The sequence below is a fragment of the Nitratireductor arenosus genome, from assembly GCF_009742725.1.
GTDB classification, from domain to species: Bacteria; Pseudomonadota; Alphaproteobacteria; order Rhizobiales; family Rhizobiaceae; genus Mangrovimarina; species Mangrovimarina arenosa.
In genome coordinates, this window is record NZ_WPHG01000001.1 from 496527 (window position 1) to 520957 (window position 24431).

General features: G+C 64.5%; 29 protein-coding genes and 1 tRNA gene. 17 read left to right on the plus strand and 13 right to left on the minus strand.

Annotation, left to right across the window (positions count from 1 at the left end; genetic code table 11):
• Positions 1-5: 5 nt before the first annotated feature.
• Together GN330_RS02325 and GN330_RS02330 are read right to left on the minus strand one after the other, a co-directional pair.
• The gene (locus GN330_RS02325) at positions 6-1649 is read right to left on the minus strand and encodes an AMP-binding protein (protein WP_156711015.1); all 1644 of its coding nucleotides are present in this window, start codon (positions 1647-1649) and stop codon (positions 6-8) included.
• 122 nt (positions 1650-1771) lie between these two features.
• Positions 1772-1856, minus strand: a tRNA-Leu gene (locus tag GN330_RS02330).
• A gap of 194 nt (positions 1857-2050) precedes the next feature.
• Here GN330_RS02330 and GN330_RS02335 point away from each other — a divergent pair.
• The 3 genes from GN330_RS02335 (at position 2051) to GN330_RS02345 (ending at position 3766) form a co-directional block, all read left to right on the plus strand.
• The gene (locus GN330_RS02335; RefSeq protein ID WP_156711017.1) at positions 2051-2632 is read left to right on the plus strand and encodes a YqaA family protein; all 582 of its coding nucleotides are present in this window, start codon (positions 2051-2053) and stop codon (positions 2630-2632) included.
• A gap of 4 nt (positions 2633-2636) precedes the next feature.
• Complete coding sequence (locus GN330_RS02340; RefSeq protein WP_156711019.1) at positions 2637-3164, plus strand: disulfide bond formation protein B; 528 nt, start codon at positions 2637-2639, stop codon at positions 3162-3164.
• 152 nt (positions 3165-3316) lie between these two features.
• Entirely contained in the window at positions 3317-3766 is a 450-nt protein-coding gene (locus tag GN330_RS02345) for a PACE efflux transporter (protein WP_156711021.1), read from the plus strand.
• Positions 3767-3795: 29 nt separating this feature from the next.
• On the opposite strand, the gene GN330_RS02350 is transcribed toward GN330_RS02345, so the two are convergent.
• Both GN330_RS02350 and GN330_RS02355 read right to left on the minus strand, forming a co-directional pair.
• Positions 3796-4353 carry an HNH endonuclease gene (locus GN330_RS02350; RefSeq protein WP_343040176.1) on the minus strand — a complete coding sequence of 186 codons (558 nt, stop codon included), beginning with the start codon at positions 4351-4353 and terminating at the stop codon, positions 3796-3798.
• Positions 4354-4469: 116 nt separating this feature from the next.
• The gene (locus GN330_RS02355) at positions 4470-5138 is read right to left on the minus strand and encodes a DNA-3-methyladenine glycosylase family protein (RefSeq protein WP_343040178.1); all 669 of its coding nucleotides are present in this window, start codon (positions 5136-5138) and stop codon (positions 4470-4472) included.
• A 195-nt stretch (positions 5139-5333) separates the two neighbouring features.
• On the opposite strand from GN330_RS02355, the gene gluQRS reads away from it, so the two are divergent.
• Positions 5334-6248 carry a tRNA glutamyl-Q(34) synthetase GluQRS gene (gluQRS, locus tag GN330_RS02360; RefSeq protein ID WP_156711023.1) on the plus strand — a complete coding sequence of 305 codons (915 nt, stop codon included), beginning with the start codon at positions 5334-5336 and terminating at the stop codon, positions 6246-6248.
• On the opposite strand, the gene GN330_RS02365 is transcribed toward gluQRS, so the two are convergent.
• Entirely contained in the window at positions 6232-6519 is a 288-nt protein-coding gene (locus tag GN330_RS02365) for a hypothetical protein (RefSeq protein ID WP_156711025.1), read from the minus strand. The two genes, gluQRS and GN330_RS02365, sit on opposite strands and share 17 nt — an antisense overlap.
• A gap of 178 nt (positions 6520-6697) precedes the next feature.
• Here GN330_RS02365 and GN330_RS02370 point away from each other — a divergent pair, with 178 nt between their 5' ends.
• The gene (locus GN330_RS02370; protein WP_156711027.1) at positions 6698-7588 is read left to right on the plus strand and encodes a DMT family transporter; all 891 of its coding nucleotides are present in this window, start codon (positions 6698-6700) and stop codon (positions 7586-7588) included.
• On the opposite strand, the gene GN330_RS02375 is transcribed toward GN330_RS02370, so the two are convergent.
• The gene (locus GN330_RS02375) at positions 7555-8406 is read right to left on the minus strand and encodes a YihY/virulence factor BrkB family protein (protein ID WP_156711029.1); all 852 of its coding nucleotides are present in this window, start codon (positions 8404-8406) and stop codon (positions 7555-7557) included. The genes GN330_RS02370 and GN330_RS02375 overlap by 34 nt on opposite strands.
• Before the next feature lie 95 nt (positions 8407-8501).
• On the opposite strand from GN330_RS02375, the gene GN330_RS02380 reads away from it, so the two are divergent.
• From GN330_RS02380 to GN330_RS02410, 7 genes are all read left to right on the plus strand, one after another.
• Complete coding sequence (locus tag GN330_RS02380) at positions 8502-9335, plus strand: SDR family oxidoreductase (RefSeq protein ID WP_156711031.1); 834 nt, start codon at positions 8502-8504, stop codon at positions 9333-9335.
• A gap of 39 nt (positions 9336-9374) precedes the next feature.
• Positions 9375-9566 (plus strand): twin transmembrane helix small protein, encoded by a 192-nt coding sequence (locus GN330_RS02385; protein ID WP_156711032.1) that lies wholly within the window; start codon positions 9375-9377, stop codon positions 9564-9566.
• Between the two features lie 57 nt (positions 9567-9623).
• A complete protein-coding gene (locus GN330_RS02390) occupies positions 9624-10205 on the plus strand; it encodes a cob(I)yrinic acid a,c-diamide adenosyltransferase (RefSeq protein ID WP_156711034.1) in 582 nt (193 codons plus the stop codon).
• Positions 10206-10221: 16 nt separating this feature from the next.
• Positions 10222-10989, plus strand: coding sequence for a rhomboid family intramembrane serine protease (locus GN330_RS02395; RefSeq protein ID WP_156711036.1), 768 nt, complete (start codon positions 10222-10224; stop codon positions 10987-10989).
• Positions 10990-11176: 187 nt separating this feature from the next.
• The gene (locus GN330_RS02400) at positions 11177-11926 is read left to right on the plus strand and encodes an electron transfer flavoprotein subunit beta/FixA family protein (RefSeq protein ID WP_156711038.1); all 750 of its coding nucleotides are present in this window, start codon (positions 11177-11179) and stop codon (positions 11924-11926) included.
• A 163-nt stretch (positions 11927-12089) separates the two neighbouring features.
• The gene (locus GN330_RS02405) at positions 12090-13019 is read left to right on the plus strand and encodes an electron transfer flavoprotein subunit alpha/FixB family protein (protein ID WP_156711040.1); all 930 of its coding nucleotides are present in this window, start codon (positions 12090-12092) and stop codon (positions 13017-13019) included.
• 117 nt (positions 13020-13136) lie between these two features.
• Positions 13137-14012 (plus strand): 3-hydroxybutyryl-CoA dehydrogenase, encoded by an 876-nt coding sequence (locus GN330_RS02410; RefSeq protein ID WP_156711042.1) that lies wholly within the window; start codon positions 13137-13139, stop codon positions 14010-14012.
• Positions 14013-14042: 30 nt separating this feature from the next.
• Here GN330_RS02410 and GN330_RS02415 read toward each other — a convergent pair whose 3' ends face one another.
• From GN330_RS02415 to GN330_RS02440, 6 genes are all read right to left on the minus strand, one after another.
• On the minus strand, positions 14043-14774 hold the full coding sequence (locus tag GN330_RS02415) for a GGDEF domain-containing protein (RefSeq protein ID WP_197435000.1): 732 nt from the start codon (positions 14772-14774) through the stop codon (positions 14043-14045).
• 222 nt (positions 14775-14996) lie between these two features.
• Positions 14997-16094: a GGDEF domain-containing protein gene (locus tag GN330_RS02420; RefSeq protein ID WP_246188471.1), complete on the minus strand. Its 1098-nt coding sequence runs from the start codon at positions 16092-16094 to the stop codon at positions 14997-14999.
• Between the two features lie 215 nt (positions 16095-16309).
• Positions 16310-17614, minus strand: coding sequence for a nicotinate phosphoribosyltransferase (gene pncB, locus GN330_RS02425; protein WP_156711047.1), 1305 nt, complete (start codon positions 17612-17614; stop codon positions 16310-16312).
• Between the two features lie 102 nt (positions 17615-17716).
• A complete protein-coding gene (locus GN330_RS02430; protein ID WP_156711048.1) occupies positions 17717-18079 on the minus strand; it encodes a response regulator in 363 nt (120 codons plus the stop codon).
• Between the two features lie 46 nt (positions 18080-18125).
• Positions 18126-18674: a hypoxanthine phosphoribosyltransferase gene (hpt, locus tag GN330_RS02435; RefSeq protein WP_156711049.1), complete on the minus strand. Its 549-nt coding sequence runs from the start codon at positions 18672-18674 to the stop codon at positions 18126-18128.
• Positions 18674-19321 carry a hypothetical protein gene (locus GN330_RS02440; RefSeq protein ID WP_156711050.1) on the minus strand — a complete coding sequence of 216 codons (648 nt, stop codon included), beginning with the start codon at positions 19319-19321 and terminating at the stop codon, positions 18674-18676. The genes hpt and GN330_RS02440 overlap by 1 nt, the downstream gene beginning before the upstream one ends.
• A gap of 179 nt (positions 19322-19500) precedes the next feature.
• Between GN330_RS02440 and ftsE the strand changes: the two genes are divergently transcribed.
• From ftsE to GN330_RS02465, 5 genes are all read left to right on the plus strand, one after another.
• Positions 19501-20160, plus strand: coding sequence for a cell division ATP-binding protein FtsE (ftsE, locus tag GN330_RS02445; RefSeq protein WP_343040187.1), 660 nt, complete (start codon positions 19501-19503; stop codon positions 20158-20160).
• A complete protein-coding gene (locus GN330_RS02450; RefSeq protein ID WP_156711051.1) occupies positions 20153-21121 on the plus strand; it encodes a cell division protein FtsX in 969 nt (322 codons plus the stop codon). The genes ftsE and GN330_RS02450 overlap by 8 nt, the downstream gene beginning before the upstream one ends.
• Before the next feature lie 112 nt (positions 21122-21233).
• A complete protein-coding gene (locus GN330_RS02455) occupies positions 21234-21920 on the plus strand; it encodes a YdcF family protein (RefSeq protein WP_156711053.1) in 687 nt (228 codons plus the stop codon).
• A gap of 426 nt (positions 21921-22346) precedes the next feature.
• Positions 22347-23153, plus strand: a complete 807-nt coding sequence (locus GN330_RS02460) for a lysophospholipid acyltransferase family protein (RefSeq protein ID WP_156711055.1) — start codon at positions 22347-22349, stop codon at positions 23151-23153.
• A 29-nt stretch (positions 23154-23182) separates the two neighbouring features.
• The gene (locus tag GN330_RS02465; protein WP_156711057.1) at positions 23183-23890 is read left to right on the plus strand and encodes an HAD family hydrolase; all 708 of its coding nucleotides are present in this window, start codon (positions 23183-23185) and stop codon (positions 23888-23890) included.
• 18 nt (positions 23891-23908) lie between these two features.
• Here the strand turns inward: GN330_RS02465 and GN330_RS02470 are convergent, their stop codons facing one another.
• Positions 23909-24424: a gamma-glutamylcyclotransferase gene (locus GN330_RS02470; RefSeq protein ID WP_156711058.1), complete on the minus strand. Its 516-nt coding sequence runs from the start codon at positions 24422-24424 to the stop codon at positions 23909-23911.
• Positions 24425-24431 lie beyond the last annotated feature (7 nt).

Genomic DNA, 24431 nt, shown 5'->3' on the forward strand with positions numbered 1-24431 from the left:
CAGGGTCAATCCGGACCGGATCGGGCCTCGCGGCCGGCGCGGTCGCGGAAGATGCGCCGGATCACCTTGCCGGTGGTCGTCAGCGGCATCGAATCGACGAACTCGACCTCGCGCGGATATTCATGCGCGGAAAGCCGTTCGCGCACCCACAGACTGATGTCCGATTTCAGCGCCTCCGAGGGCGCATGCCCGTCCTTCAGAACCACATAGGCCTTGACGATCTCGGTCCTGATCGCGTCCGGCTTGCCGACCGCCGCCGCCAACGCGACCGCGGGATGGCCGGTCAGGCAGTCCTCGATCTCGCCCGGGCCGATCCGGTAGCCGGCCGAGGTGATGACGTCGTCGTCGCGGCCGAAGAAATGAATATAGCCGTCGCCGTCGGCGGTACCCTGGTCGCCGGTCAGCATCCAGTCGCCGACGAATTTCTGCGCGGTCGCCTGCGGGTTCTGCCAATATTCGAGGAACATCACCGGGTCCGGACGCCGCACCGCGATCTGGCCGGCCTCGCCGACCGGGCGGGGATTGCCGTCATGATCGACAATCGCGACCTGATGGCCGGGAACCGGCTTGCCGATCGCGCCGGCACGGCTGACGCCGAGCGCGGCACAGGACGACAACACCAGATTGCACTCCGTCTGGCCGTAAAACTCGTTAATCGTCACGCCGAGCGCGCCGCGCGCCCAGTCATAGGTTTCCCGTCCGAGCGCCTCGCCGCCCGAGCCGACCGTGCGCAAATCGAGCGCGAACCGCTCGCGTACGTCCGGCACGGCCTTCATCATCCTGAGCGCGGTCGGCGGTATGAAGGCGTTGCGCACCTGGCGGCGCGCCATCAGCGCGAACGCCGCCTCCGGATCGAACTTTTCCGCGCGCGACGACACCACCGGCACGCCGAGAAGCAGGCCCGGCAAGAGCACGTTGAGCAGACCGCCGGCCCAGGCCCAATCGGCCGGCGTCCAGAGCCGGTCGCCGGGTTGCGGCAGGAATTCGTGCGGCATCTGCACGCCGGGCACATGGCCGAGCAGCACCCGGTGGCCGTGCAACGCGCCCTTGGGCGGCCCGGTGGTGCCGGAGGTGAAGATCATCATCGCCGGATCGTCGGGTCCGGTCTTCTCGGCCTCGAACCGCGCCGACCCGCCCGCCACCAGCGCGTCGAAGGAGACCGCCCCCTCGCCCGCGTCGCCGGTCACGATCACGCTGCGCAACGCCGGCAAGCGTGCGCGCAGCGGCGCCAGCTTGGCCAGGCCGGCATGGTTGGTCACCACCGCCGACACCCCGGCCGTCTGCAGCCGGTATTCCAGCGCCTCGACCCCGAACAAAAGCGCCAGCGGCACGGCGATGGCGCCGAGCTTGTAGATCGCGACATGGCTGATCGCGGTCTCGAAGCTCTGCGGCAGGAGCAATGCCACCCGGTCGCCGCGGGAAACGCCGAGCGCGCGCATCGCGTTGGCGAACGCGCTCGAGCGCTCCGCAAGCATACGATAGCTCATCGTCGCCGCGACCTCGTCGCCGGCATCGTCGATCAGCGCGATCCGGTCCGGCGCGTGCGCCGCCCACGCGTCGGCCACGGCGACGCCGATATTGAACCGGGCAGGGGTCTGCCAACGGAACCGGGCGTAAAGCCGGTCGTAATCTTCGCCGCGTTCAAGCATCGTGGTTGATATGCCCCATTCGACAATACAAAACCCGTCCCGCCCCCAAGGCGGGACCCGGTTTTGCCAGAACTCGGGGACTTCGAACAGACTCCACGCATCTCATGCGCGAGTGTGGAAAATGGTGCCCCTGGCCGGGATCGAACCAGCACTCCTTGCGGAACGCGATTTTGAGTCGCGCGCGTCTACCAATTCCGCCACAGGGGCCCATAGGGCGACCGGCCACGAGCCGGACGGCTGCGGACTATACGGCCGGGGCCCTGTCCGTCAACTGCCCGACGCCGGAAACCTTGTTTCCAAAAGGCGGGGCCGGCGCCGCGCAAACTGCTTCCATTTGAGGATGAACGGCTCTAGAGCCTTTGCTGAACGGATCGACCCATACTGGCTCACGGGATTTTTCCATGCTTCGCCGACTCTATGACTGGACCATGTCGCTGGCCGCGACGCGCGACGCCGAAAAGGCGCTCGCCGGCGTCTCCTTCATCGAAAGCTCGGTGTTTCCGATCCCGCCGGATGTCCTGCTGATACCGATGGTGCTTGCCGAACGCGCGAAATGGCTGCGCTACGCCGCATTGTGCACGGTGGCCTCGGTGGCCGGCGCCGTGCTCGGCTATCTGATCGGCGCATTCCTGTTCGACCTTCTCGGACAGCCGATCCTTGCCTTTTACGGCGCCGAGGACTCCTTCGCCAAGGTGCAGGGCTGGTACGACCGCTGGGGCGGCTGGGGTGTGCTGTTCGCCGCCGTCACGCCGTTTCCCTACAAGGTGCTGACGATCTTTTCCGGTTTCACCGGGTTGAATTTCCTGACCTTCCTGATCGTGTCGATTATCGGCCGCGGCATGCGCTTCACTCTCGTCGCCTGGCTGCTCTACCGCTTCGGCGAGCCGATCCGCACCTTCATCGAGCGCAATCTCGGCCTTCTTTTCACCCTTTTCATGGTGCTCCTGATCGGTGGTTTCGTCGCCGTGAAATATATCTTCTGATCCCATGACCACCACCATGACCAACGGCAGCAACAGATTGGCGGCGACGGCGTTTTTCCTGCTCGCGGCGATGGCGGTCGTCGTCGGCGCTGCGCTCGGCTTCGAGCATCTGGGCGGCTACATTCCCTGCAAGCTCTGCCTCGAACAGCGCATGCCCTACTATATCGGCGCGCCGTTGATGGCCGTCGCCGGCCTCGCCGCGCTGATGCGCGCACCCGGCTGGATCGCGCGGCTGCTGATCGCGGCCGGCGGTCTCTTGATGGTCTACGGGCTCTATCTCGCCGTCTACCATTCCGGTGTCGAATGGGGCTGGTGGGCCGGGCCGGCCGATTGCGGCGCGGTCGCCGCGCCACCCTCGAGCGAGGGCGGCATTCTCGACGCGATCAACACCGTGATCCCGCCCTCCTGCGACAAGGCCTCGCTCAGGGTTCTGGGGCTGTCCTTCGCCGGATGGAACGCGATCGCCAGCCTGATGCTTGCCGCTGCCGCGCTGCGCGCCGCGATCAAGGGTGCGCCTGACAATCGTGGATAATGCGGCCCGGCGGCGCATCCAGCGCCCGACCGGGAACACGACGCTCTTGCATCGCCGGGTCGCGATCCTATATCGACGCTCGAAGCGAGGACGACCTCCCCCATCCGGGACGCCTGTTCGGGACGGCCCGAAGTATCAAATGGGGGTTCAAAATGCGCACCACCAAGGACCGTATCCGTCACGCCATCAGCTTCGAGATCATCGGCCTGATCATTGTCACGCCGCTCGGTGGTTGGGCGTTCGGCATGCCGATCCACGATATCGGCATTGTCGCGCTTGTCAGCGCGACGATCGCGACCTTGTGGAACTATCTCTACAATCTGCTCTTCGACCACGCGATGCTGCGCCTCGCGGGCGATGTCCGCAAATCGCCGGCAATACGGGTGGCCCACGCCGTACTTTTCGAGATAGGGCTTCTTCTGGTGCTGCTGCCGTTCATCGCCTGGTATTTGGGCGTCGGCGTGCTGCAGGCTCTGATGATGGACGTCTCTTTCGCCGTTTTCTACATGGTCTACGCCTTCGTCTTCAACTGGGCGTATGATGTGGTGTTCCCGCTGCCGGCCTCTCCGGTTCGTTCGCGAGGCACCGGCGCAGGACGCTGAGATTGCGCGGGGACACCGCGCCCGGAAACCTACGGCTCCAGTTCGACGTCCCAGTAAAGATAATCCATCCAGCTTTCGTGCAGATGGTTGGGCGGAAACAACCGTCCGTTGTTGTGCAAATCGTGAACCGTCGGCTGGAAAGGGGTCTGGGTCGGCCACATGCGCGCCTGCGACGGCATCATGCCGCCCTTTCTCAGGTTGCAGGGCGAGCATGCCGCGACCACGTTTTCCCAGGTCGTAGCCCCGCCGCAGCGGCGCGGCACGACATGGTCGAAAGTCAGCTCCTCGCGCGCGCCGCAATACTGGCACTGAAAACGGTCGCGCAGGAAGACGTTGAACCGGGTAAAGGCGGGATGGCGCGAAGGTTTTACATAGGCTTTGAGGCATACCACGCTCGGCACCCGCATCGAGAACGAAGGCGATGAGACGGCATGTTCGTACTCGGCGACGATGTTGACCCGGTCGAGGAACACCGCCTTGATAGCGTCCTGCCACGACCACAGCGACAGGGGAAAGTAGCTGAGCGGGCGGTAGTCGGCGTTAAGCACCAGGGCCGGCAGACTGTCCGGCGACACCGAAATCGTCACGTCCGTCGTCTCCTTTCCTGAGGACCTGAACGGCGCGGATAATCTAAGCGACACATGTCAGGAATGTGAAGCTTCTATTGTGACAGAACTGTTGCCGGAAAGCCGCGCCAATCATCCTATCGCACGATAATTGCGGGTTTGACGGCTGGCGGCAGTGCATCGCGCCCCTTCATTTCGCGATAATAAGCCCAAAACAGGCGCGCCGCGACGCCGCGCCAGGGACGCCACGATTCGGCGATTTCGGCCACAGCTCGGGTGGCAGGCCGCGGGTCGATGGCGAAAGCATGCCCCACGGCGCTTTGCAGCGCCACGTCGCCGGCCGGGAAAATGTCGGGATGGCCGGATGCGAACAGCAGGTAGACCTCGGCCGTCCACGGGCCGATGCCGTGCAGCGCCGTCATGCGCGCGATCGCCTCCTCGGCATCGAGTCGGCACACCGCGTCGAGATCGAACCCGTTTTCAGCGAACACGCCCGCGACAGCGCGCAGCGTTTTCTGCTTCGGCCGCGACAGGCCCGCCTCGCGAAAGAGGTCGTCGCTCGCGCCGCCGAGAGCCTGCGGGGTCATCGGCCGCACGAGAGCGGCGAGCCGTCCGAAGATCGCATCCGCGCTGGCGCGCGAGACCTGTTGCGACACGACGATCGACACCAGGCTTGCAAAGCCCGGCGCTATGCGGCGCAGCGGCACCTCGCCGGCGGCCGCCCGCACGTCCCGCAGGCGCGGATCGAGGGCGCACAGCGCCTCCAGACCCGCCATGACGTCGTCCATTGAACTGATGCGGCGCACGGCGCTTCCCCCTCGCCAGAAGCCGAACCGCGCGCCGGCGGCCGGCTTTGGCCGCGTATCCGGCCTTCGGGGGCCTTCACGGCTTGATTGAACCACGCTGCGCACGTGGAAAAACGCCCATCGCGCCCATTCCGGTTTGACGCACGATAGTCTAGCAATCGCCATCATGTCCGTCCAACCGCCGACAAAAGCCTCATGACAGTCCCGGTCTTCCGCTTCGCGCCGAGCCCGAATGGCGCGCTGCATCTGGGCCACGCCTATTCGGCGCTGCTCAATGCGGATCTGTGCGCGGCGAGCGGCGGCCGCATGCTTTTGCGCATGGAAGACATCGACACCGAGCGCTGCCGGCCCGAATATGAGGTCGCGATCCTGGCCGACCTGGCGTGGCTTGGCTTGTCGTGGGAGGAGCCGATGCGCCGTCAGTCGGACCATTTTCCCGACTATCGCGGCGCGCTCGACCGGCTGATCGACGCGGAACTGGTCTACCCCGCCTTCATGAGCCGGGGAGAAGTGCGCGCCTTCATCGCCGACGCCGAGATCGGGCACAAGCCATGGCCGCGCGATCCCGACGGCGCGCCCGTTTATCCGCCGAGCGACAAGACACTGTCACTCAGAGAGCGCCAAAGGCGCATGGCCGACGGCCAGGCCTTTTCGTGGCGTCTCGACATGCGGGCCGCGCTTGACCGGTTGTCCGCCCCGCTTGAATGGATGGAGGATGGCGGCGGACCTCACGGCGAAACCGGGCGCGTGCGCGCGGAGCCTGCGGCCTGGGGCGATGTCGTTCTGGCGCGCAAGGACAGCCCGGCGAGCTACAATCTGTGCGTGGTGGTCGACGACGCCATCCAGGGCGTCAGCCATGTCGTGCGCGGCCGCGATCTGTTTTACGCCACCGCCGTGCACCGCCTGCTGCAGGATCTGCTTGGCCTGCCCGTCCCGGCCTATCTGCATCATGAACTCGTCCTCGACGCCGACGGCCGCAAGCTGTCGAAAAGCCGGGGCGACACGGCGTTGCGGGCCTTGCGCGCCGGCGGCGCCCGGCCGGATGATATCAGGCGGATGGTCGGCTTGCCGCACGCGGCAGGCGGAGCCCCGCTCAAATCCGGCGAATGACGCCCTTGACCAGCAGAAGAAACAGCAGGATGACAAAAGCCCCGCTCAATCCGGCGAACGCCGCCTCCTGAACCTCGCGCAGGCTGATACCGTAGGCATTGACCGCGTAGATCGACGCAAAGAAGCCGCCGGTCAGCACCGCCATAGTGCCGAAGGGGCCGAAACCGTCGCGGCCGATGATGGCGTTGAGCGCCAGCGCGAAAATGAAGGAAAGAATGCACACGGCACCAACGGCCATGAACAGCCATCCGAAACTGAGATTCCAGATCATCGTCCGATCTCCGTGCCCGCGCACCGCCATGCTGGATCGGTGGTATGCGGCTGGTTGAGCCTAGTCGCAATTGCTTTCGAATTGCTTAGGGTCAGGACCCTGGCGCGTAATACCGATGGTCAGATCAACGGAGCCGATTCCCAAACCGGCCTTCACCGACGAGGACAATAAATCGCCAATGCCAATTTCACGCCTCGCGCCCGCCCTGTTCGTCGTTCTTTGGGCCACCGGTTTCATCGGCGCCCGCTACGCCATGCCCTGGTCGGAACCGTTCGGCTTCCTGGCGGTGCGCTCGGCGATCACCTTTCTGCTTCTGGCGGCGATGTTGCCTTTCCTGGAAACGGGTCGGCTGCGCCCCGGGGCCCAGGCCTGGCATTCCATGGTTGCCGGCATGCTGATGCACGGCATCTATCTCGGCGGAGTTTTCTGGGCGATCCGCAACGGTTTACCGGCGGGGCTGACAGCGCTGATCGTCGGTCTTCAGCCGCTGATCACCGCGATCATGGCCGGTGTTTTCCTGGGAGAACGGGTCATGCCCCGCCACTGGCTGGGCCTCGCCATCGGCTTCGTCGGCGTGGCGATCGTGCTCGGGCCGCGGCTCGGCGCGATCGGCGGCGGCGTTACGCCGGTCAATCTGGCGGCCGCCTTCGTCGCCGTTATCGGCATGGCCGCGGGCACGGTCTGGCAAAAGCGGTTCGTCACCAATCTCGATCTGGCGACCGGCGCGTTCTACCAATATCTCGGCGCCACGCTGTTGACGGCGCTCGTCGCCGTCGCCTTCGAGACCGGAACCTTCGTCGTCACCGGCGAACTGATCTTCGCCTTCGCCTGGCTCGTGCTGGTCCTGTCGATCGGCGCGATCTTCCTTTTGATGTATCTGTTGCGTCAGGGTGAGGTGTCGAAGGTGGCGTCGCTGTTCTACCTGGTTCCAGCGGTAACGGCCCTGCTTGCCTGGGCGCTGTTCGGCGAGGAATTGTCCCTGATCCAAATCGCGGGCATGGCGATCGCGGCGGCCGGTGTCGGGCTGGCGACGGCTCAGCCGCGAATACGCGCCCGGGCCTCGCGATAGCGACGGATGGCGGCGTTGACCTCGCCGCCCATGATGAAGATCACCGACACGATATAAAGGAAGATAACCGCGATCATGATCGAGGCAAGCCCGGCATAGGTCGACACATAGGTCGAAAACCGCTCCAGATAGGCCGCGAACAACGTCGAGCCGACCAGCCAGCCGAACAGGGTCAGGACGATGCCGGGGATCACGTCCTGGAAGCGCCGCTTGCTCGCAGGCAGCCAGAAATGAACCGCCACGAGGCCGACGACGATCACCGACGAGGCGATCACGTAACGCCACAGCGTGATGGTGCCCATATAGGGTCCGATCCACGAGAATTGCCGCTCGGCGATGCGCGCGGCCAGCGGCGCCAGCACCAGGAGCACGCTGATGGCCAGGAAACCCATCGTCGCGATCAGCACGAAAGCGAAGCTCTGCAGGCGCCGATAGAGGAACGACCGCGTCTCCGTCACCCGATAAGCCCGGTTGAGCGAAACGCGCAACGCCTCGATGCCGTTTGAGGCGAACAGCGCCGCCGCGATCACGCTGACGGTCAGAAAGTCCCCGCGCTGGATGGTCAGCACGTTGAAGACCTCGCGGGCGATCGGTTCGGCGATCTCCTGCGGCCAGGTGTCGAAGACCAGGTGCACCGCCGTCTCGGCAAACGCGCTGGCGCCCAGAAAGCTCGCCAGCGCGGTGGCGAAGATCAGAAAGGGAAACAGCGCCATCAGCGCCGACAGCGCGAGATGGCTGGCCATCGACCAGCCGTCATCGGCGTCGAAATGGCCCACGGCGTCGTTCATGATGCGTCGCGCGGCGACGATTCTACGCATAAATCCTTCCCGCGATTGTTTCCCGCCCCCGAATATGTGAAGCCTCCGACGCTATTGGCAAGCCGTGTTTGTCGCCACAAGAGGATGAAAGCCGGATGGAGGACGCGCGCGCGATCATCGTGACCGGGGCCTCGAGCGGCATTGGCGCCCATTGCGCGGCCGCGCTCGCGAGGCGCGGCTGGCGGGTTTTCGCCACCGCGCGCAAGCCGGCCGATATCGCGGCTCTCGAAGCGGCCGGCATCGAGGCGTTCTACCTCGACTACCGCCAACCCGATTCGATCGCGGCCCTGGCCGAAGCCGTTTCCGATAGAACCGGCGGACGGATCGATGCGTTGTTCAACAACGGCGCCTACGCCCAGCCCGGCGCCGTCGAGGACCTTCCCGTGGAGGCGCTGCGCGAGCAGTTCGAGGCCAATTTTTTCGGCTGGCACGATCTCACGCGGCGCCTGGTGCCGGCGATGCGGCGGCAGGGCCGGGGCCGGATCGTCCATTGCTCCTCGATCCTCGGTCTGGTGCCGGCTTCCTATCGCGGCGCCTATGTCGCGTCCAAATACGCGCTCGAGGGGCTGATGCTGTGTCTGCGCGCCGAACTTGCCGGCTCCGGCATCCATGTCTCGCTGATCGAGCCCGGCCCGATTCGCTCGCGCTTCGCCACCACCGCGCTGGGCTGGTTCGAAAAAAACATCGCTGTGGAAAACTCGCCGCATCGCGGCGCCTACCAGGCACAACTCGCCCGCATGCGCGCCGGCGGCACGCGTTCGCGCTTCAAGCTGGAGCCGGACGCGGTGATGGCCGTTCTGGCGCACGCGCTCGACAGCCCGCGCCCGAAACCGCATTATCCGGTCACACTGCCGGCCAGAACCGGACTGCTGTTGAAGCGACTCCTGCCCGCCTCCTTGTTTTACCGCGTCGTGGCGAGCCAATCTTAGGCCCTCGGGCCGCACCGCCGACCTTTCGGAGAAACGATCATGTCTTCCGTCTTCAACGTTCTGGCCATCGTCTTCATGGTCGCGGTCGCCTTCGTGCTTCTGCGCGGCCTGATCAATATGATGCGCGGAGGGTCGGGCAGCACTTCCAACAAGCTGATGCAGGCACGCGTGATCCTGCAGTTCATAGCGCTCGTGTTCATCGTGCTCGCGCTCTATTTCAGCCGCGGCTGAGCCCGGCGCCGATCACCAAAACCCGTCGTCCGACGACAAGGAAAGAGCGCAACGAACATGGTCAAACTCAACAAGATCTACACCCGCACCGGCGACGACGGCACGACCGGGCTGGTAGCCGGCACGCGCCGGCCGAAATCCGATCCGCGTATCGAGGCCTTCGGCACGGTCGACGAGGCCAATGCCTGCGTCGGCCTCGCCCGCCTCCACATCGGGCAGGATGGCGCCGACATCGACGTCATGCTGGCCCGCGTCCAAAACGATCTGTTCGATCTCGGCGCCGACCTGGCAACACCCGACACCGGTGCGAAGGCCGACTTCGAGCCCTTGCGCATCGTCGCCTCCCAGGTGACGCGCCTCGAAACCGAGATCGACGGCCTGAATGCCGCGCTCGCGCCGCTGCGTTCCTTCATCCTGCCCGGCGGCGCGCCGGCGGCCGCCCATCTGCATTTGGCCCGCACCGTCGCCCGTCGGGCCGAACGGCTGATGGTGGCGCTATCGTCGGTGCCTGGCGAGACCGTCAGCCCCGAGGCGTTGCGCTACATCAACCGGCTGTCCGACTTTCTGTTCGTGGCCGCCCGCGCGGTCAATGACAATGGCGCAACCGACGTGTTATGGGTTCCCGGGGCAAATCGTTGACGGTGGGGGGCCGGCGATGTTCATTCCGCTGCACGACGCCAACAGCCTGAAACATATCAAGCTTCAATATGTCACGATCGCTCTGATCGCGATCAACGTGATCGTGTATTTCCTTACCGCGCTGTCCGACACGACCATGCATGCGGCCGCCTACGGCCTCGGCTATGTGCCGGCGGTCGTCAACGACGTCGCCGAGTTGCCACCGCAACTGGTGCTGGTGCCGGAAGACCTGACCTATCTCACCTATGCCTTCCTGCATGGCAACGTCTTCCATGTCGGCGGCAACATGCTGTTTTTGTGGGTGTTCGGCGACAATGTCGAAGACGCGCTCGGCCATTGGCGCTTCCTGCTGTTCTATCTCGCCTGCGCCGCCGCCGGCGCCTGGCTGCATGGGGCGATCGCGCCATCCTCCGAAGCGCCGCTGATCGGCGCGTCGGGCGCTGTCGCCGGCATCGTCGCCGCCTACCTGATCCTGCATCCGCGCGTGAAAGTGTGGGTGCTGGCCTTCGGTCGCATCCCGCTGCGCATTCCCGCCTTCATCCCGCTCGTCCTGTGGGTGCTGTTCCAGTTCGCGATGCTGGTTGTGGGCGACGATTCCCAGGTGTCGTGGGGCGCTCATGTCGGCGGCATCGTCGCCGGAGCCGCGCTGGTGCTGATCATGCGCCGCCGCGGCGTCCCGCTGTTCGACCGCGCAATCGTCACGCCCGAGGCGGTCGAAACCGCCGAAACCACGGCGCCCGACGGTCCCGCCGTTACCGACAAGCCACGCTGGGGCCGGCAATGACATACCTGTATCCCGGCAATATTGACGTGCACGTCAATCGCCACTAGACCCCATGACGGCCGGTCGCCGCACCTCCATCCCGGACCAAGCCGGTTTTTCGGGATGCGTGTCGGCATCGGACTAGCCGAGATGGCCGCGCAAATGGTAAAGGCCGCGAAATCCGATCCATCAGAAAGGTTGTGAGCGCATGAAAGTCCTCGTCCCGGTCAAGCGTGTGATCGACGCGAATGTGAAGCCTCGTGTGAAGGCGGACGGTTCGGGTGTGGAATTGTCGAATGTGAAGATGTCGATGAACCCGTTCGACGAGATTTCGGTCGAGGAGGCGCTCCGGTTGAGGGAGGCTGGCACGGTCGAGGAGATCGTGGTGATTTCCGCCGGCCCGCAGCAGGCGCAGGAGACGATCCGTACGGCGCTCGCGATGGGTGCTGACCGCGGCATCCTGGTCAAGACCGACGAGGCTCTGGAGCCGCTGGCGGTGGCCAAGCTTTTGAAGGCGATCGTCGAGGAGGAAAAGCCGGAGATCGTCATCCTTGGCAAGCAGGCGATCGACGACGATTCCAACCAGACCGGCCAGATGCTGGCGGCGCTTTTGGGCTGGAGCCAGGGCACCTTCGCCTCCAAAGTGGAGATCGCCGACGGCAAGGCGACGGTGACGCGTGAGGTCGATGGCGGGTTGCAGACGGTCGAACTGTCGCTGCCGGCGGTGGTGACGACGGATCTGCGCTTGAACCAGCCGCGCTATGCTTCCCTGCCCAACATCATGAAGGCCAAGAAGAAGCCGCTGGACGAAAAGACGCCCGGCGATTACGGCGTCGACACCGCGCCGCGATTGAAGGTTTTGAAGACCGAGGAGCCGGCCGGCCGCAAGGCGGGCGTGAAGGTCAAGGACGTGGCCGAACTGGTCGACAAGCTGAAGAACGAAGCCGGCGTGCTGTAATGAATTCGCTTGAGGCCGGCCTGCAAGCGGCCGGTCTCTGTGCTTCCGGTGCTCACGTATCCAAATACGCTCCGCGCCGGTTCTCGAACCCAACCGCTTTCGCCACGGCCTGATCCGAATTCGGACCGGAGCGAGCGGGACAAGCAAGGCAAGGACGACGACGATGGCCACTCTTTTGATTGCCGAACATGACAACGACACCCTGTCCGACCAGACCGCCAAGGCCTTGTCGGCCGCCGCCGGGCTCGGCTCGGATGTCGACATCCTGGTCGCGGGCAAGGGCGCCAAGGCGGCCGCCGACGCGGCGGCCAAGCTTTCGGGCGTGCGCAAGGTCCTGCTTGCCGAGGCCGACGGGCTGGCCGAGCGCCTGGCCGAACCGCTTGCGGCCACGATCGTATCGCTCGCCGACGGCTATGACGCGCTTGTCGCGCCGGCCACGACGATGGGCAAGAACGTGATGCCGCGGGTCGCGGCCCTGCTCGATGTGATGCAGGTCTCCGACATCGTCGAGGTGGTCGACGCCAAGACCTTCAAGCGGCCGATCTATGCCGGCAACGCCATCCAGACGGTGGAGTCCGGCGACGCCACCAAGGTGATCACGGTGCGCACCGCCGGGTTCCAGGCCGCCGCCGGCGGCGGTTCGGCAGCAGTCGAGACGGTCGACGCGGCCGCCGATCCGGGTCTGTCGCGCTTTGTCGAGAACAAGCTGTCGGAGAGCGACCGTCCCGAGCTGACCTCGGCCAAGGTCATCATCTCGGGCGGGCGCGCGCTCGGCTCGGCGGAAAAGTTCCAGGAGGTGATCCTGCCGGTCGCCGACAAGCTCGGTGCGGCCGTCGGTGCGTCCCGCGCCGCCGTGGATGCCGGCTACGCGCCCAACGACTGGCAGGTCGGCCAGACCGGCAAGGTGGTCGCGCCCGAACTCTACATCGCCGTCGGTATCTCCGGCGCCATCCAGCACCTGGCCGGCATGAAGGACAGCAAGGTCATCGTCGCCATCAACAAGGATGAGGAAGCGCCGATCTTCCAGGTCGCCGATTACGGCCTCGTGGCCGACCTCTTCACCGTCCTGCCCGAGCTTCAAAAGGCGTTGTGAGGCCAAAGCGCGCATAGGCGGCAACGAGATAAAGCCGGGGTGGACGAAATCCACCCCGGCTTCTATTTTTCGCAACTGCACAATTTGGGCGCAACCGCTTTCCACGGGTAAACGAAAATGACAATCCAGACCGTCGGCATCATCGGCGCCGGGCAGATGGGAGGCGGCATCGCACATGTCTGCGCCCTGGCCGGTTATCAGGTGCTCCTCTACGACCTCTCCGAGGAGAAGGTCGAAAACGGCATCGCGACGATCAACGGCCACATGGCGCGGCAGGTCTCGTCCGGAAAGTTCGACGACAAGGAGCGCGCCGCCGCGCTCGCCCGCATCGCCGGCGCGAGCAAGCTGGAGGATCTCGCTGGCGCCGACCTGGTGATCGAGGCGGCCACGGAAGACGAAACCATCAAGCGCAAGATCTTCGCCCAGCTCTGCCCTCTTCTCAATCCCGAGGCGTTGCTGGCGACCAACACCTCCTCGATCTCGATCACGCGACTGGCCGCCCAGACCGACAGGCCGGAGCGTTTCATCGGCATTCACTTCATGAACCCGGTTCCGCTGATGAAGCTGGTCGAGCTTGTTCGCGGCATCGCCACCGAGGACACCACTTTCGAGACCGCTAAAGCGTTCGTGAGCAGCCTCGACAAGACGATCACGGTCGCCGAGGATTTCCCCGCCTTCATCGTCAACCGCATTCTTCTGCCGATGATCAACGAGGCGATCTACACGCTTTACGAAGGCGTCGGATCGGTGGAGGCGATCGACACGGCCATGAAGCTCGGGGCGAACCATCCGATGGGCCCGCTCCAGCTCGCCGATTTCATCGGCCTCGACACCTGTCTGTCGATCATGCAGGTGCTTTATGACGGGCTGGCTGATTCGAAATATCGGCCCTGCCCGCTGCTGGTTAAATATGTCGAGGCCGGATGGCTGGGGCGTAAGGCCGGCCGCGGCTTCTACGACTACCGCGGCGAACACCCGGTTCCCACCCGCTGAGGCGGGGACCTGCTGCCGGCCATGCAACGATCAGTGCAGGGCCGGCAGATCGTTCATGTCGTAGGCCTGGATATGAGTGAGCTCGATCCGGTTGCGGCCGCTATTCTTGGCCTGGTAGAGTCGCCGGTCGGCGATGCGGAAGAGTTCCACGAACCCGAGTTGATCCTCGAAGCTGACGCCGCCGACGCTGACGGTCAGCCGGTGCGGCTTGCCCATCGGCCGGAACGACAATTCGCTGATGCTGCGGCGGATGCGCTCGGCCACGCCGACCGCGTTTTCCTGCGAGGCGCCAGGCAGGAAAACGCCGAACTCCTCGCCGCCGAGACGCCCCACCAGGTCGTCCTTGCGCACCTGGCCGCGGATCGCCGCGGCGATCACCCTGAGTGCCTCGTCGCCGAGATCGTGGCCGTAACTGTCGTTGATCGACTTGAAGTGATCGGCGTCGATCACCAGCAGGGCGCCCTTGATGCGCTTGGTGCCACGCCCGGCATCGGCCAGGCTTTCGTCGACCCGCGTCGAAAACGCGCCACGATTGAGGCACGCCGTCAGGCTGTCGGTCGAGGCGACCAGACCCAGCTTCTGGTTGGCAAGCGCCAATTCGCGCAGCTTGTAGCCGAGAAACAACAAGATCGGACCCGCCAGAACGAGCAACAAGACCGCCGCGACCGGCAGCCCGCTGCGGAGTTCTTCACCGCCGATCCCAGCCGCCGCGACGGCCTGGTAGCTCAACGAGATGAACAGGCACCAGATCGTGCCCGCCATTGTCCAGCGCAAGAGACTGGATTGCCCCAACCGGGACACAATCATACTGAGATGCCGCCTGAACGCGTCAGCCATCGATGCAACCCCCTCATCACGAGAGAAGAAGCTAGCCGCAGCCCTTAAAGACCGGGTTAGGAAAATCGGCGGCATTCGTCAGTCCGCCGACACCGAACGTTTACGATCTGTAAAATCGGCGACGAGTACGGACCCGGAGCGGTGGCATCAGTCGCGGCTATAGATGCGCCAGCCTTTTGGGGATTTCATGTCGGGCAACTCGGAAAATCGCGTGCAGCGATTGCGTCCGTTCGCCTTCGACACGTAAAGCGCGCGGTCGGCCTTGACATAGAGATCGTCGGCGCTTTCGGCCTGAACGGCCATGCAGATCCCCACCGAGACCGTTATCGAGCCGCTGGAAAGGCCCGTCCCGTTATTCGTCGCGGCCAGCTTTTCCACCGTTTTGCGTACGGTTTCGCCGACCTCTGCCGCCACGTCCTCGCTCATGCCTTCCACGATCGCGGCGAATTCCTCGCCGCCCGTCCGCGCAACCATCACGCCATCGGGGACGGACGACTGAACCACACCGGCGATGTGCTGGATGATCTTGTCGCCGACCGGATGGCCGAAGCGGTCGTTGATCTGCTTGAAGCGGTCGATGTCGACGATCACCAGGCAACTGTAAAGCACCCGCTTCTTGTCGTCGTAGATCCGCGCCATCGCCTTGTCGAAGGCGCGGCGGTTGAAAAGTTGGGTCAACGGGTCGGTGTCGGCGAGCTTCTTATATTCCTCGAGCTTCGTCTTTACTTCCTCCAACTCGGCCGACTTGTCCTCGATCGAGGAGACAATTTGCTTGCCCTGCTCGATCTTGGTGTCCGTGGCGGCCGACATGATGCTCGATATCCGGTGCAGGATTTCCTGCGTGACCAGATTGCGCTTATGCAGCCCGTCCGACGTCTGGTTGAGGATCGAACCGTAGCGCTCGAGCTGGACCCGCTCCTTCTCGAACAGTTTCATCACCTCCTCGACCTTGTCGGAGAGATGGTTGCGAATGTCCTCAACGGCAAGCTGATCGTTCGCCTGGGCAAAATATTTGACGCTGAGACGGTCCAGGTCGTCCTGGCGCGGCCGATTGCCGAGCTTGCCGAGCTCGGCGTTGAGTTCGGGATTGGCGCCGGCGAACACTTCGTAGAAGATTTCGTAGTTCCGCGGCAGGCCCACCACGCCCATTGCACGCATCGCCAGCGCGATCTTGGCGGCGACATCCGTGACCGGTCCGGACGGGGTATTGCCGCCACCGGATATATTGGAAAGCTGCATGTTCATCTGCGCCCTCCCCTCGGCAAGGACCGAAGCGCCCGACCAAAACGATCCGCGACAAACCTGCCGCCGCCACCTCTGAACGATATTGACCCGTCGTCCTTCAATGCAAGTCCCACCCACATCTGACATCAGCCTGACGTACAGGTAAGCCAATCGCGCTAATTGTCCGTTAAACCCGGACAATTCCTCACAAATAACCGCAAGACCAGGGATCCTGCCTAAACTTTTACGGGCTTGGCAACACGCCCGGTCTCGCCGAAAAGCGCAAGATAGCGTTGGATCTCCCCAGGCGCCCCGGTCGCCTTTTCAGGATTATCCGACAACTTGACTGCCGGCCGGCCATTGGCGTGGCTGACCTTGCAGACGATGGATATCGCGTTGAGGCTGGATATCTCGACCGGCGCGCAGCCCTCGAAATCATTGGTCAGGTTGGTGCCCCAGCCGAACGCCATGCGCACCCGGCCATGGAAATGATGGTAGGCCTTCTCGATCGTGTCGACGTCGAGACCATCGGAAAAGATCAGCAGCTTTTCGCGCGGGTCGCGGCCGCGCTCCTTCCACCACGAGATGATCTTTTCGCCGCCCTCGATCGCCGGCGCGCTGTCCGGCCTAAACCCGGTCCAGTCCGCCACCCAATCCGGGGCGCCACGCAGGAACGATTCGGTCCCGAACGTGTCGGGCAGCACAATCAACAGATTGCCGCCATAATACTGGTTCCAGTCGCGCAGAACCTGATACGGCGCTTCGAGCAGGGCCTCGTCGTCGGGCGCCAGCGCGGCCAGCACCATCGGCAGTTCGTGCGCGTTGGTGCCCAGCGCCTCCAGGTCGGTATCCATGGCCAGCTTGACGTTGCTGGTTCCCGTCAGCGCGTCGCCCAGCCCCTCTTTCAAAGCCTCCACGCACCAGCGTTGCCACAGGAAGGAATGCCGCCGCCTGGTGCCGAAGTCCGATATGCGCAGATCCGGCAACTTGCGCAGCCGCTCGACCTTGGACCATACCTTGGCCTTCGCCCGCGCGTAGAGAACGTCGAGCGAAAACGGTCCCATCGACCTCATCGTGGCGCGCGACCGCAATTCGTTGATGATCGCCAGGGCGGGAATTTCCCACATGCTGGTTTCGGTCCAGCGGCCGTGGAAACGCAGTTCGAACCGTCCGTCCCGGCGCGCCAGCTCGTATTCGGGCAGTTGGAACTCGCTCAGCCACGCCAGAAAGTCGGGCCTGAATATCTGCTTGCTGCCATAAAAGGTGTTGCCGGCGAGCCAGATCATCTCCTTCTTGGAAAACCGCAGGCTGCGCGCATGATCGAGCTGGTCGCGCAATTCGGCGATATCGATTTCGTCGGCGAGCCTGACCGTCTTGGTGCGGTTGATCAGCGAGAAGGTCGCGTCGACCTGCGGATAGAGCCCCCAGATCATCTGCAGCATCAACAGCTTGTAGAAATCCGTGTCGAGCAGGCTGCGGATCACGGGATCGAGCTTCCAGGTATGATCGTAGACACGCTTGGCAATGTCGGTCTTGGTCATCTTGCCCTTCCCGTTTCGCCCCGGCCGCCGCCGGCAACGGCGTCGTGGTCTAGGATGAAATACAGCATCCGGCAAGGAAACCGCCCGGCCGACCCGCCGCGGTCAGGCAAGATGCTCGCGCACCTTCTCGCGAATCTGGGACAGCGTGAACGGCTTCTGGACGACATCGACGATCACCTTGTCGAGTCCCGCCGCCCGTTCGCGCTGGTCCGCGTACCCGGTCACCAGCATGATCTTGAGTTCGGGGTAGTCCCGCACGGCTTCTTCGGCCATGGCGATCCCGTCCATGCCCGGCATGCGGATGTCGGAGACGACCAGATCATAGCCGCCCTCGGCCTGCCGGATGAGCGCCAGCCCTGCCTCGCCGTCCTCCGCCGTCTCAACGCTATGGCCGTCGCGCGCCAGCGCGCGCGCCGCCAGGGAGCGAACCGGTTCGTCGTCTTCGACAATCAGGATTCTAGCCATTGAGCCGACAATGCCCGGTCTTATCGCGGTCCCTGACGGGACCGGTTCAACCGGCCGCATCTCCTTTCACCACACCCACGAAGGGCAGCTCCCGGAAGGCGTGCGCGACATCCATGCCATATCCGACAACGAAATAATCCGGGCATTCAAAGCCGACATAATCGGCGTTCAGCTCGGTCTGCCGGCGGGTATGCTTGTCCAGTAAAACCGCGATCGAAACGCTGCGCGCTCCCCGCGATACCATCAGGTCGCGGGTGAATTTCAGCGTCTTGCCCGATTCCAGGATGTCATCGATCAACAGGATATCGCGGCCGGCGACGTCGTTGTCGATATCGCGCAGCACCTTGACCTCACCGCTGACGGTGCCCGCGCCATAGCTGGAGATGAAGATGAACTCGACCTCGGGCGAGCTTCCCGTGTCATGCATCGCTCGGATCAGATCGGCGGCGAAGATGAAGGAGCCCTTGAGGATCGAGACGACCAGCAGGTCATGGTAATCGCGCCCGGCGATCTCCTTGGCCAGCTCGAGATTACGCCGCGCGATCGTCGATGCGCTGAACAGGACTTCGATTTCCTTGCCGCGTACAACCGGCATCAGCCGCCGCCCTCCGTAATCATGCTCACCGATATGCCGGCAACGCCGCCCTCGGGCGCGTTGACGCGGCTGGAAAAGGGAAACCGCGTTCCGGGTCCGATCCGGGCCCGTCCCGGATCGAGTATGTAGCGGGTGACGGCGCCGCCGTCACCCCTGACCTCGATAGCCAGGCGCGGAACCTGTTCGGCCGAGGCGCCGTTATTGGCAACGGCGCCGTCGACATGCACGATCCCGCGCACGCCGCTGGCGTCCAGATGCGACCGCAGCGCGACAAGCCGCATGGCATCGGCCGCGCTCGCAGGCGCCGCGGAAAACAGGGCGCCACGCAGCGTATGCCCACCCGATATCCAGAAGGCCGCCAGCGCGGCCATTGCTCCCACCGCCCAAAACAACGGCCCGGCACGGCGTTCGCGCCGGCCTGCCGGATGTTGACCATGGTTTTTGAGCATGTCCATGCCGGAAATCCCGGAGGACCCCGGTTCGACCCTGGGCGCGCTGCGGGAATTGTCGCGGACCATGGACGGATCGTCCAGCGTAATATAGTCGGCATCGACGATCTCGCTGGCGAAATCGGTCCGTGCCGCCCTGGAGCGCCCGCCCGCCATGATTTCGCCCGAGACCGGGCGGACGTTCGCTGCATCGACCATGGAAGGGCGCCGTCCTTTTGCAAAACCCTGACACGGGGTAAAGGGAATTGGTTAATGATTTGCTGCCGAGCGGCACAGGCGCGGTGCGACGAGGCGGGAATTTTACCGTCCGTTAACCATGGAAAACCAAGGTCCGCCGCAATCGACGGATATCGAACCAGCCGAGGCCGGGCACGACAGTGATCCATTTCGAAAATGTTGGCTTGCGCTACGGAATGGGGCCGGAAATCCTGCGCGACATCTCCTTTCATATCCCCAAGCGCTCGTTCCAGTTTCTCAGCGGGCCTTCGGGCGCCGGCAAAACGACACTTTTACGCCTGCTTTTCCTGTCGCTGGCGCCGACCCGGGGACTGATCAAGGTGTTCGGCAAGGATCGCGCGCTGATTCGGCGCAACGAGCTGCCGCATATCCGCCGCAAGATCGGTGTCGTTTTCCAGGATTTCCGCCTTCTGGAGCACATGACGACTTATGAAAACGTCGCCCTGCCGCTGCGTGTGCGCGGACGCGAGGAGGCGAGCTATCGCAGCGACGTGACCGAGTTGCTCAAATGGGTCGGCCTCGGCGAGCGCCTGAATGCACACCCGCCCATCCTGTCGGGCGGCGAAAAGCAGCGCGCCGCGATCGCCCGTGCGCTGATCGAGCAGCCCGACATCCTGCTTGCCGATGAGCCAACCGGTAATGTCGATCCGCCGCTCGCCCGGCGGCTGCTGCGCCTGTTCATCGAACTCAATCGGTCCGGAACCGCCGTCCTCATCGCCACGCACGACCTGTCCTTGATGGATCAGGTCGACGCGCGCCGCCTCGTGCTCGCCGACGGCAGGCTGGCGATCCATGACTGACTTCACGCTCAAGTCCCTGGTCCGATCGCGCGACGGCAAGCGTCGTCGCATGGCGCCGATCGTGCCGGCCCAGACCGTGGCCGGGCACGCATTGATCGCCGTGATCGCGATCATGACCTTCCTGGCCTGCCTCACCGTGGGCGCGGTCACCCTGGTGCGCGACACCGCCAGCGTCTGGCAAAGCCAGATCGCCCGCGAGGCGACGATCCAGATCCGTCCCCGCGACGACCTCGACATGGAGGCCGCGCTCAAGGCGGCCAAGACGATCGCCGAAACCTTCACCGGCGTGCGTGCGGCAACCGTCGTCGACAGCGCCGCCACCGCGCGCCTGCTCGAACCATGGCTCGGCACCGGCCTCGATCTCGACGAACTGCCGGTGCCGCGCCTCGTCATCGTCACGATCGACGAGGCCGCGCCACCTGATTTCGCCGCCATGCGCGCGGCGATCGGCAAGCAGGTGCCCAATGCCAGTCTCGACGACCATCGCAATTGGGTCGACCGCCTCGTCTCGATGGCCCGGACGACGGTGACCATCGGCTTTGCGGTCCTGATCCTGATGCTGTCGGCGACCGTTCTGACCGTCGTTTTCGCCACGCGCGGCGCCATGGCCGGCAACGGACACGTCATCGAGGTCCTGCACTATGTCGGCGCCGAGGCGCGGTTCATCGCCTCCCAGTTCCGCCGGCACTTCCTGCTGACGGGTATCAAGGGCGCAGCCGCGGGAGGCCTCGCCGCCATCGTGGTCTTCATCCTGTTCGGCTGGTGGTCGGGGCGCAACATGGCAACGCCGGAAGCCGACCAGGCGACGGCGCTGTTCGGTAATTTCGCCATTGGCACGACTGGCTATCTCGGCGTCGGCGTGGTGGTCGTCCTCGTCGCCGCGTTGACGGCGGCGACCTCACACGCGACCGTGGTCGCGCATCTCAACGGGGTCGATATTGGCACCGCCGACCATTTGTGAGCGCGTCGCCCGAAGCCAGCCGCTTCGCGCCACAAGACCGCGCAACACGAAAAATGTCGCGGTGCGGGCGCCGCATCTACCGCCAGCCGCAATTCGGCGCTAAGCAACCACCATGGCAGAAGCGCCCCGCGAAACCGAACCGCAGCCCGCCCGCGACCGGCAAGCCGGCGCGCGCGGCCGCGCCGGCCGGTTCGGCCTCGCGGGAGCCCTGCTTGCCGTGCTGGTCTTCATCGGCGGCTTCGCCTGGTTCGCCAATCAGGTGAGGCTGATGAAAACGCCGGCCGATTTGCCTGATGCCGACGCAATCGTGGTCTTGACCGGCGGCCATTTCCGGCTCAACGCGGCGGTCGACCTGCTCAAGGCCGGCAAGGGCGAGCGGTTGCTGATCTCCGGTGTCAATCCGGTCGCACGCGCCGGCGACTTGCGCCGTGCAACCGGCGCCGAGGAAGCGCTGTTTTCATGCTGCATCGACATAGATCGGCTAGCGCTCGACACGGTCGGCAATGCCGCCGAGAGCGCGAAATGGATCCGCGCGCACGCCTATAAGACGATCATCGTGGTCACCAACAACTACCATATGCCCCGCAGCCTGCTGGAAATGCGCCGCCTGTTGGCCAAGACGGCGCTGTTGCCCTATCCAGTGGTCGCCAACAACGCCGAAGACGGCGTCCTGTTGACCAAACCTGACGCGTTGCGGGTGCTTTTTACTGAATACGTGAAATATCTCGGCGCCCTTGCTCGTGGCGCATGGCCGCGCGGCGACGGCGCCGACCCGAAAAGCGACCTCGCCCGGCGCTGAACGAAAGGCCTCCCGCGCGGCGCGATGCGCAATCCGCGGTTTTCCTCCGCCGTGGCCGATGATACCTAGAGCCATTCATCTTTAACTGGAGGCGGGTTGATGGAATGGATTTTTCGCTCCGGCGAGGAGAAGTTCGCAGCGCGATATCAATATCGGGCAAGAGCTTCGACGCCGCAGGGGCGGAAAAGCCCTCCAAGCCGGGGAGCGCCTATGGTTTTGATATCGCCCGTCAAACCGCAATCGCCCGACCTGGGTCTTTCGCACGTCTTACAGCGTCGCGCCCGGCTCACGGTGCCTGCACCGCATCGCCACGCGCTCCTGGCCGGACCGCGAAATCCCGTCGGTCAAACGATTCCGTTTAAAAATGAACGGCTCTAGGAACGGAACCCATCGACCGGAATTGCCACGGGACACCGGACACGCTTTATGACAGTGATTCGATCGCTGACGTTCAACGTCGCCTTTTACGCCAACCTGATCGTCCAGATGATTTTCTGGACACCCTTTTATTTCCTCGCGCCCCGCTACCTGGCCTGGTTCGTACCGAAATTCTGGTCGCGCTCCAGCCTGTGGCTCTACAACGCCATCGCCGGCACGCGCAGCGAGATCACCGGGGTTGAGAACCTGCCCGAAGGCTCCTTCATCCTCGCGCCGAAACATCAGTCGTTCTGGGATACGATCGCCTTTTTTCCCTATCTGCGCGATCCGCTCTACATTCTGAAGCGCGAACTGACCTGGATTCCGTTCTTCGGCTGGTATGTCTTGAAGATGCGCATGATCCCGGTCGACCGGGGCAGCCGCTCCAAAGCGCTCAAAGCGGTGATACGGCTGACCAAGGCCGAACTGGCGCGCAATCCGCGCCAATTGATCATCTATCCCGAAGGCACACGCCGTGCGCCCGGCGACGACCCGGCCTATAAATGGGGCATCGTCGAACTTTACACCGAACTGGGCCTGCCGGTCGTCCCGGTCGCCCATGTCGCCGGCCTCTACTGGCCGCGCCGCAAGTTCCTGCGCTATCCCGGCACGATCAAGGCGCGCTTCCTCGCGCCGATCCCCACGGGCCTCAGCAAGGAGGAATTCATGCACCGCCTGATTTCCACGACCGAACAGGCCGTCGACGAATTGCTGGTCGAGGCTGCCAGCTCGCGCGACGCCCCGCCCTTGCCCGAGACCGCGCGCCGGCGGCTCGAGAAGCTGAAGGGCGATCCGCCCGCTTCCGTGCCGGCTTGATCGGGCGACCGGCCGGATAGGGAGGAACCATGCCGAAATCCGCCAATCTGACGACGATCGGTTTCGACGCCGACGACACGCTTTGGCAAAATGAACAGTTCTACCGGCTGACGGAACGACGTTTTGCCGAACTGCTCGCCGATCACGCCGAACCTGACCGCCTGAGCGAGCGGCTGCTCGCGGCCGAAAAGCGCAATCTCGGCAGCTACGGCTTCGGCATCAAGGGCTTTACGCTGTCGATGGTCGAAACCGCGATCGAGGTCACCAACGGGCGCGTGCCGGCGCGTGTCATCGAGCAGATTCTTGCCGCCGGGCGCGAGATGCTGGACCATCCGGTCGAAACCCTGCCGCATGTCACCGACACGCTCGAGCGGCTGGCCGCGACGCACCGCATCGTGCTGATCACCAAAGGCGACCTGTTCGACCAGGAGCGTAAACTCGCCCAGTCCGGGCTCGGTGACTTTTTCGACGCGGTCGAAATCGTCAGCGACAAGAAGCGCAATACCTACCAGCGGATCTTCTCGGCGGTAGGCGACGGGCCCGAACGCGCGATGATGGTCGGCAATTCGCTCAAATCCGACATCGTGCCGGCGATCGCGGCGGGAAGCTGGGGCGTACATGTCCCGCACGAACTGACATGGGTGCTGGAGCACGTCGAGCCTCCGGCCGAAGATCCGCGCTTTCGGGTTATCGACACATTGCGCGACCTGCCCGGCATCGTAGCCGAGATCGGCTGATGTACCTGGCGGCCGGGTTCACCGGATCCGCCGCGCGACCTCTTCCAGCCAATGGTCGCGAATGCCGAGCGCCTCCAGGTGTTCGACCGTGTTGAGCACGTAATCCTCGTTCGGGCCAGACTGGCCGACGGCGCCGCACACCGCCTCGGCCGCGTGCGCGGCGTCGAGCCGCCCGGCATACTGGTCGTGCGCGCGGTCGACGACATAACACAGCGCATCGCCGCGCGTGCCGGAGGCAAACGTGACCGGCAGCACGCGCTCCAGATAGACATGGGTGACGAGCTCGCGGGCACGCAGATAGTCGAGCACCTCCTCGCGCAGGTCGCCCGGCACCCGAAAGGCAAGCCCGACGCACGATCCGCCCCGGTCGAGGCCGAGCACTAACCCCGGTCGCGCGGGCGTGCCGCGATGCACGAAAGAGCGCACGCACAGCGCCCGGCGGTAACCGTGCAGTCGCGCGCGCTGGGTCTCCACATGGGCGAATCCGGGCCGCCACATCAGCGAACCGTAGCCAAACACCCAAAAATCGCCCATATCGCCA

Bases quoted from the DNA above. Each gene is read 5' to 3' on its own strand.
- GN330_RS02460 (WP_156711055.1), top strand. From the start codon at position 22,347: ATGACAGTGATTCGATCGCTGACGTTCAACGTCGCCTTTTACGCCAAC.
- GN330_RS02455 (WP_156711053.1), top strand. From the start codon at position 21,234: ATGGCAGAAGCGCCCCGCGAAACCGAACCGCAGCCCGCCCGCGACCGG.
- GN330_RS02470 (WP_156711058.1), bottom strand. From the start codon at position 24,424: ATGGGCGATTTTTGGGTGTTTGGCTACGGTTCGCTGATGTGGCGGCCC.
- GN330_RS02345 (WP_156711021.1), top strand. From the start codon at position 3,317: ATGCGCACCACCAAGGACCGTATCCGTCACGCCATCAGCTTCGAGATC.
- GN330_RS02415 (WP_197435000.1), bottom strand. From the start codon at position 14,774: ATGGCGGGCACGATCTGGTGCCTGTTCATCTCGTTGAGCTACCAGGCC.
- GN330_RS02395 (WP_156711036.1), top strand. From the start codon at position 10,222: ATGTTCATTCCGCTGCACGACGCCAACAGCCTGAAACATATCAAGCTT.
- GN330_RS02385 (WP_156711032.1), top strand. From the start codon at position 9,375: ATGTCTTCCGTCTTCAACGTTCTGGCCATCGTCTTCATGGTCGCGGTC.
- GN330_RS02410 (WP_156711042.1), top strand. From the start codon at position 13,137: ATGACAATCCAGACCGTCGGCATCATCGGCGCCGGGCAGATGGGAGGC.
- GN330_RS02340 (WP_156711019.1), top strand. From the start codon at position 2,637: ATGACCACCACCATGACCAACGGCAGCAACAGATTGGCGGCGACGGCG.
- GN330_RS02420 (WP_246188471.1), bottom strand. From the start codon at position 16,094: ATGAACATGCAGCTTTCCAATATATCCGGTGGCGGCAATACCCCGTCC.
- pncB (WP_156711047.1), bottom strand. From the start codon at position 17,614: ATGACCAAGACCGACATTGCCAAGCGTGTCTACGATCATACCTGGAAG.
- GN330_RS02325 (WP_156711015.1), bottom strand. From the start codon at position 1,649: ATGCTTGAACGCGGCGAAGATTACGACCGGCTTTACGCCCGGTTCCGT.
- GN330_RS02375 (WP_156711029.1), bottom strand. From the start codon at position 8,406: ATGCGTAGAATCGTCGCCGCGCGACGCATCATGAACGACGCCGTGGGC.
- GN330_RS02430 (WP_156711048.1), bottom strand. From the start codon at position 18,079: ATGGCTAGAATCCTGATTGTCGAAGACGACGAACCGGTTCGCTCCCTG.
- GN330_RS02380 (WP_156711031.1), top strand. From the start codon at position 8,502: ATGGAGGACGCGCGCGCGATCATCGTGACCGGGGCCTCGAGCGGCATT.
- GN330_RS02335 (WP_156711017.1), top strand. From the start codon at position 2,051: ATGCTTCGCCGACTCTATGACTGGACCATGTCGCTGGCCGCGACGCGC.
- gluQRS (WP_156711023.1), top strand. From the start codon at position 5,334: ATGACAGTCCCGGTCTTCCGCTTCGCGCCGAGCCCGAATGGCGCGCTG.
- hpt (WP_156711049.1), bottom strand. From the start codon at position 18,674: ATGCCGGTTGTACGCGGCAAGGAAATCGAAGTCCTGTTCAGCGCATCG.
- GN330_RS02390 (WP_156711034.1), top strand. From the start codon at position 9,624: ATGGTCAAACTCAACAAGATCTACACCCGCACCGGCGACGACGGCACG.
- GN330_RS02465 (WP_156711057.1), top strand. From the start codon at position 23,183: ATGCCGAAATCCGCCAATCTGACGACGATCGGTTTCGACGCCGACGAC.
- GN330_RS02400 (WP_156711038.1), top strand. From the start codon at position 11,177: ATGAAAGTCCTCGTCCCGGTCAAGCGTGTGATCGACGCGAATGTGAAG.
- GN330_RS02440 (WP_156711050.1), bottom strand. From the start codon at position 19,321: ATGGTCGATGCAGCGAACGTCCGCCCGGTCTCGGGCGAAATCATGGCG.
- GN330_RS02405 (WP_156711040.1), top strand. From the start codon at position 12,090: ATGGCCACTCTTTTGATTGCCGAACATGACAACGACACCCTGTCCGAC.
- GN330_RS02365 (WP_156711025.1), bottom strand. From the start codon at position 6,519: ATGATCTGGAATCTCAGTTTCGGATGGCTGTTCATGGCCGTTGGTGCC.
- GN330_RS02370 (WP_156711027.1), top strand. From the start codon at position 6,698: ATGCCAATTTCACGCCTCGCGCCCGCCCTGTTCGTCGTTCTTTGGGCC.
- GN330_RS02450 (WP_156711051.1), top strand. From the start codon at position 20,153: ATGACTGACTTCACGCTCAAGTCCCTGGTCCGATCGCGCGACGGCAAG.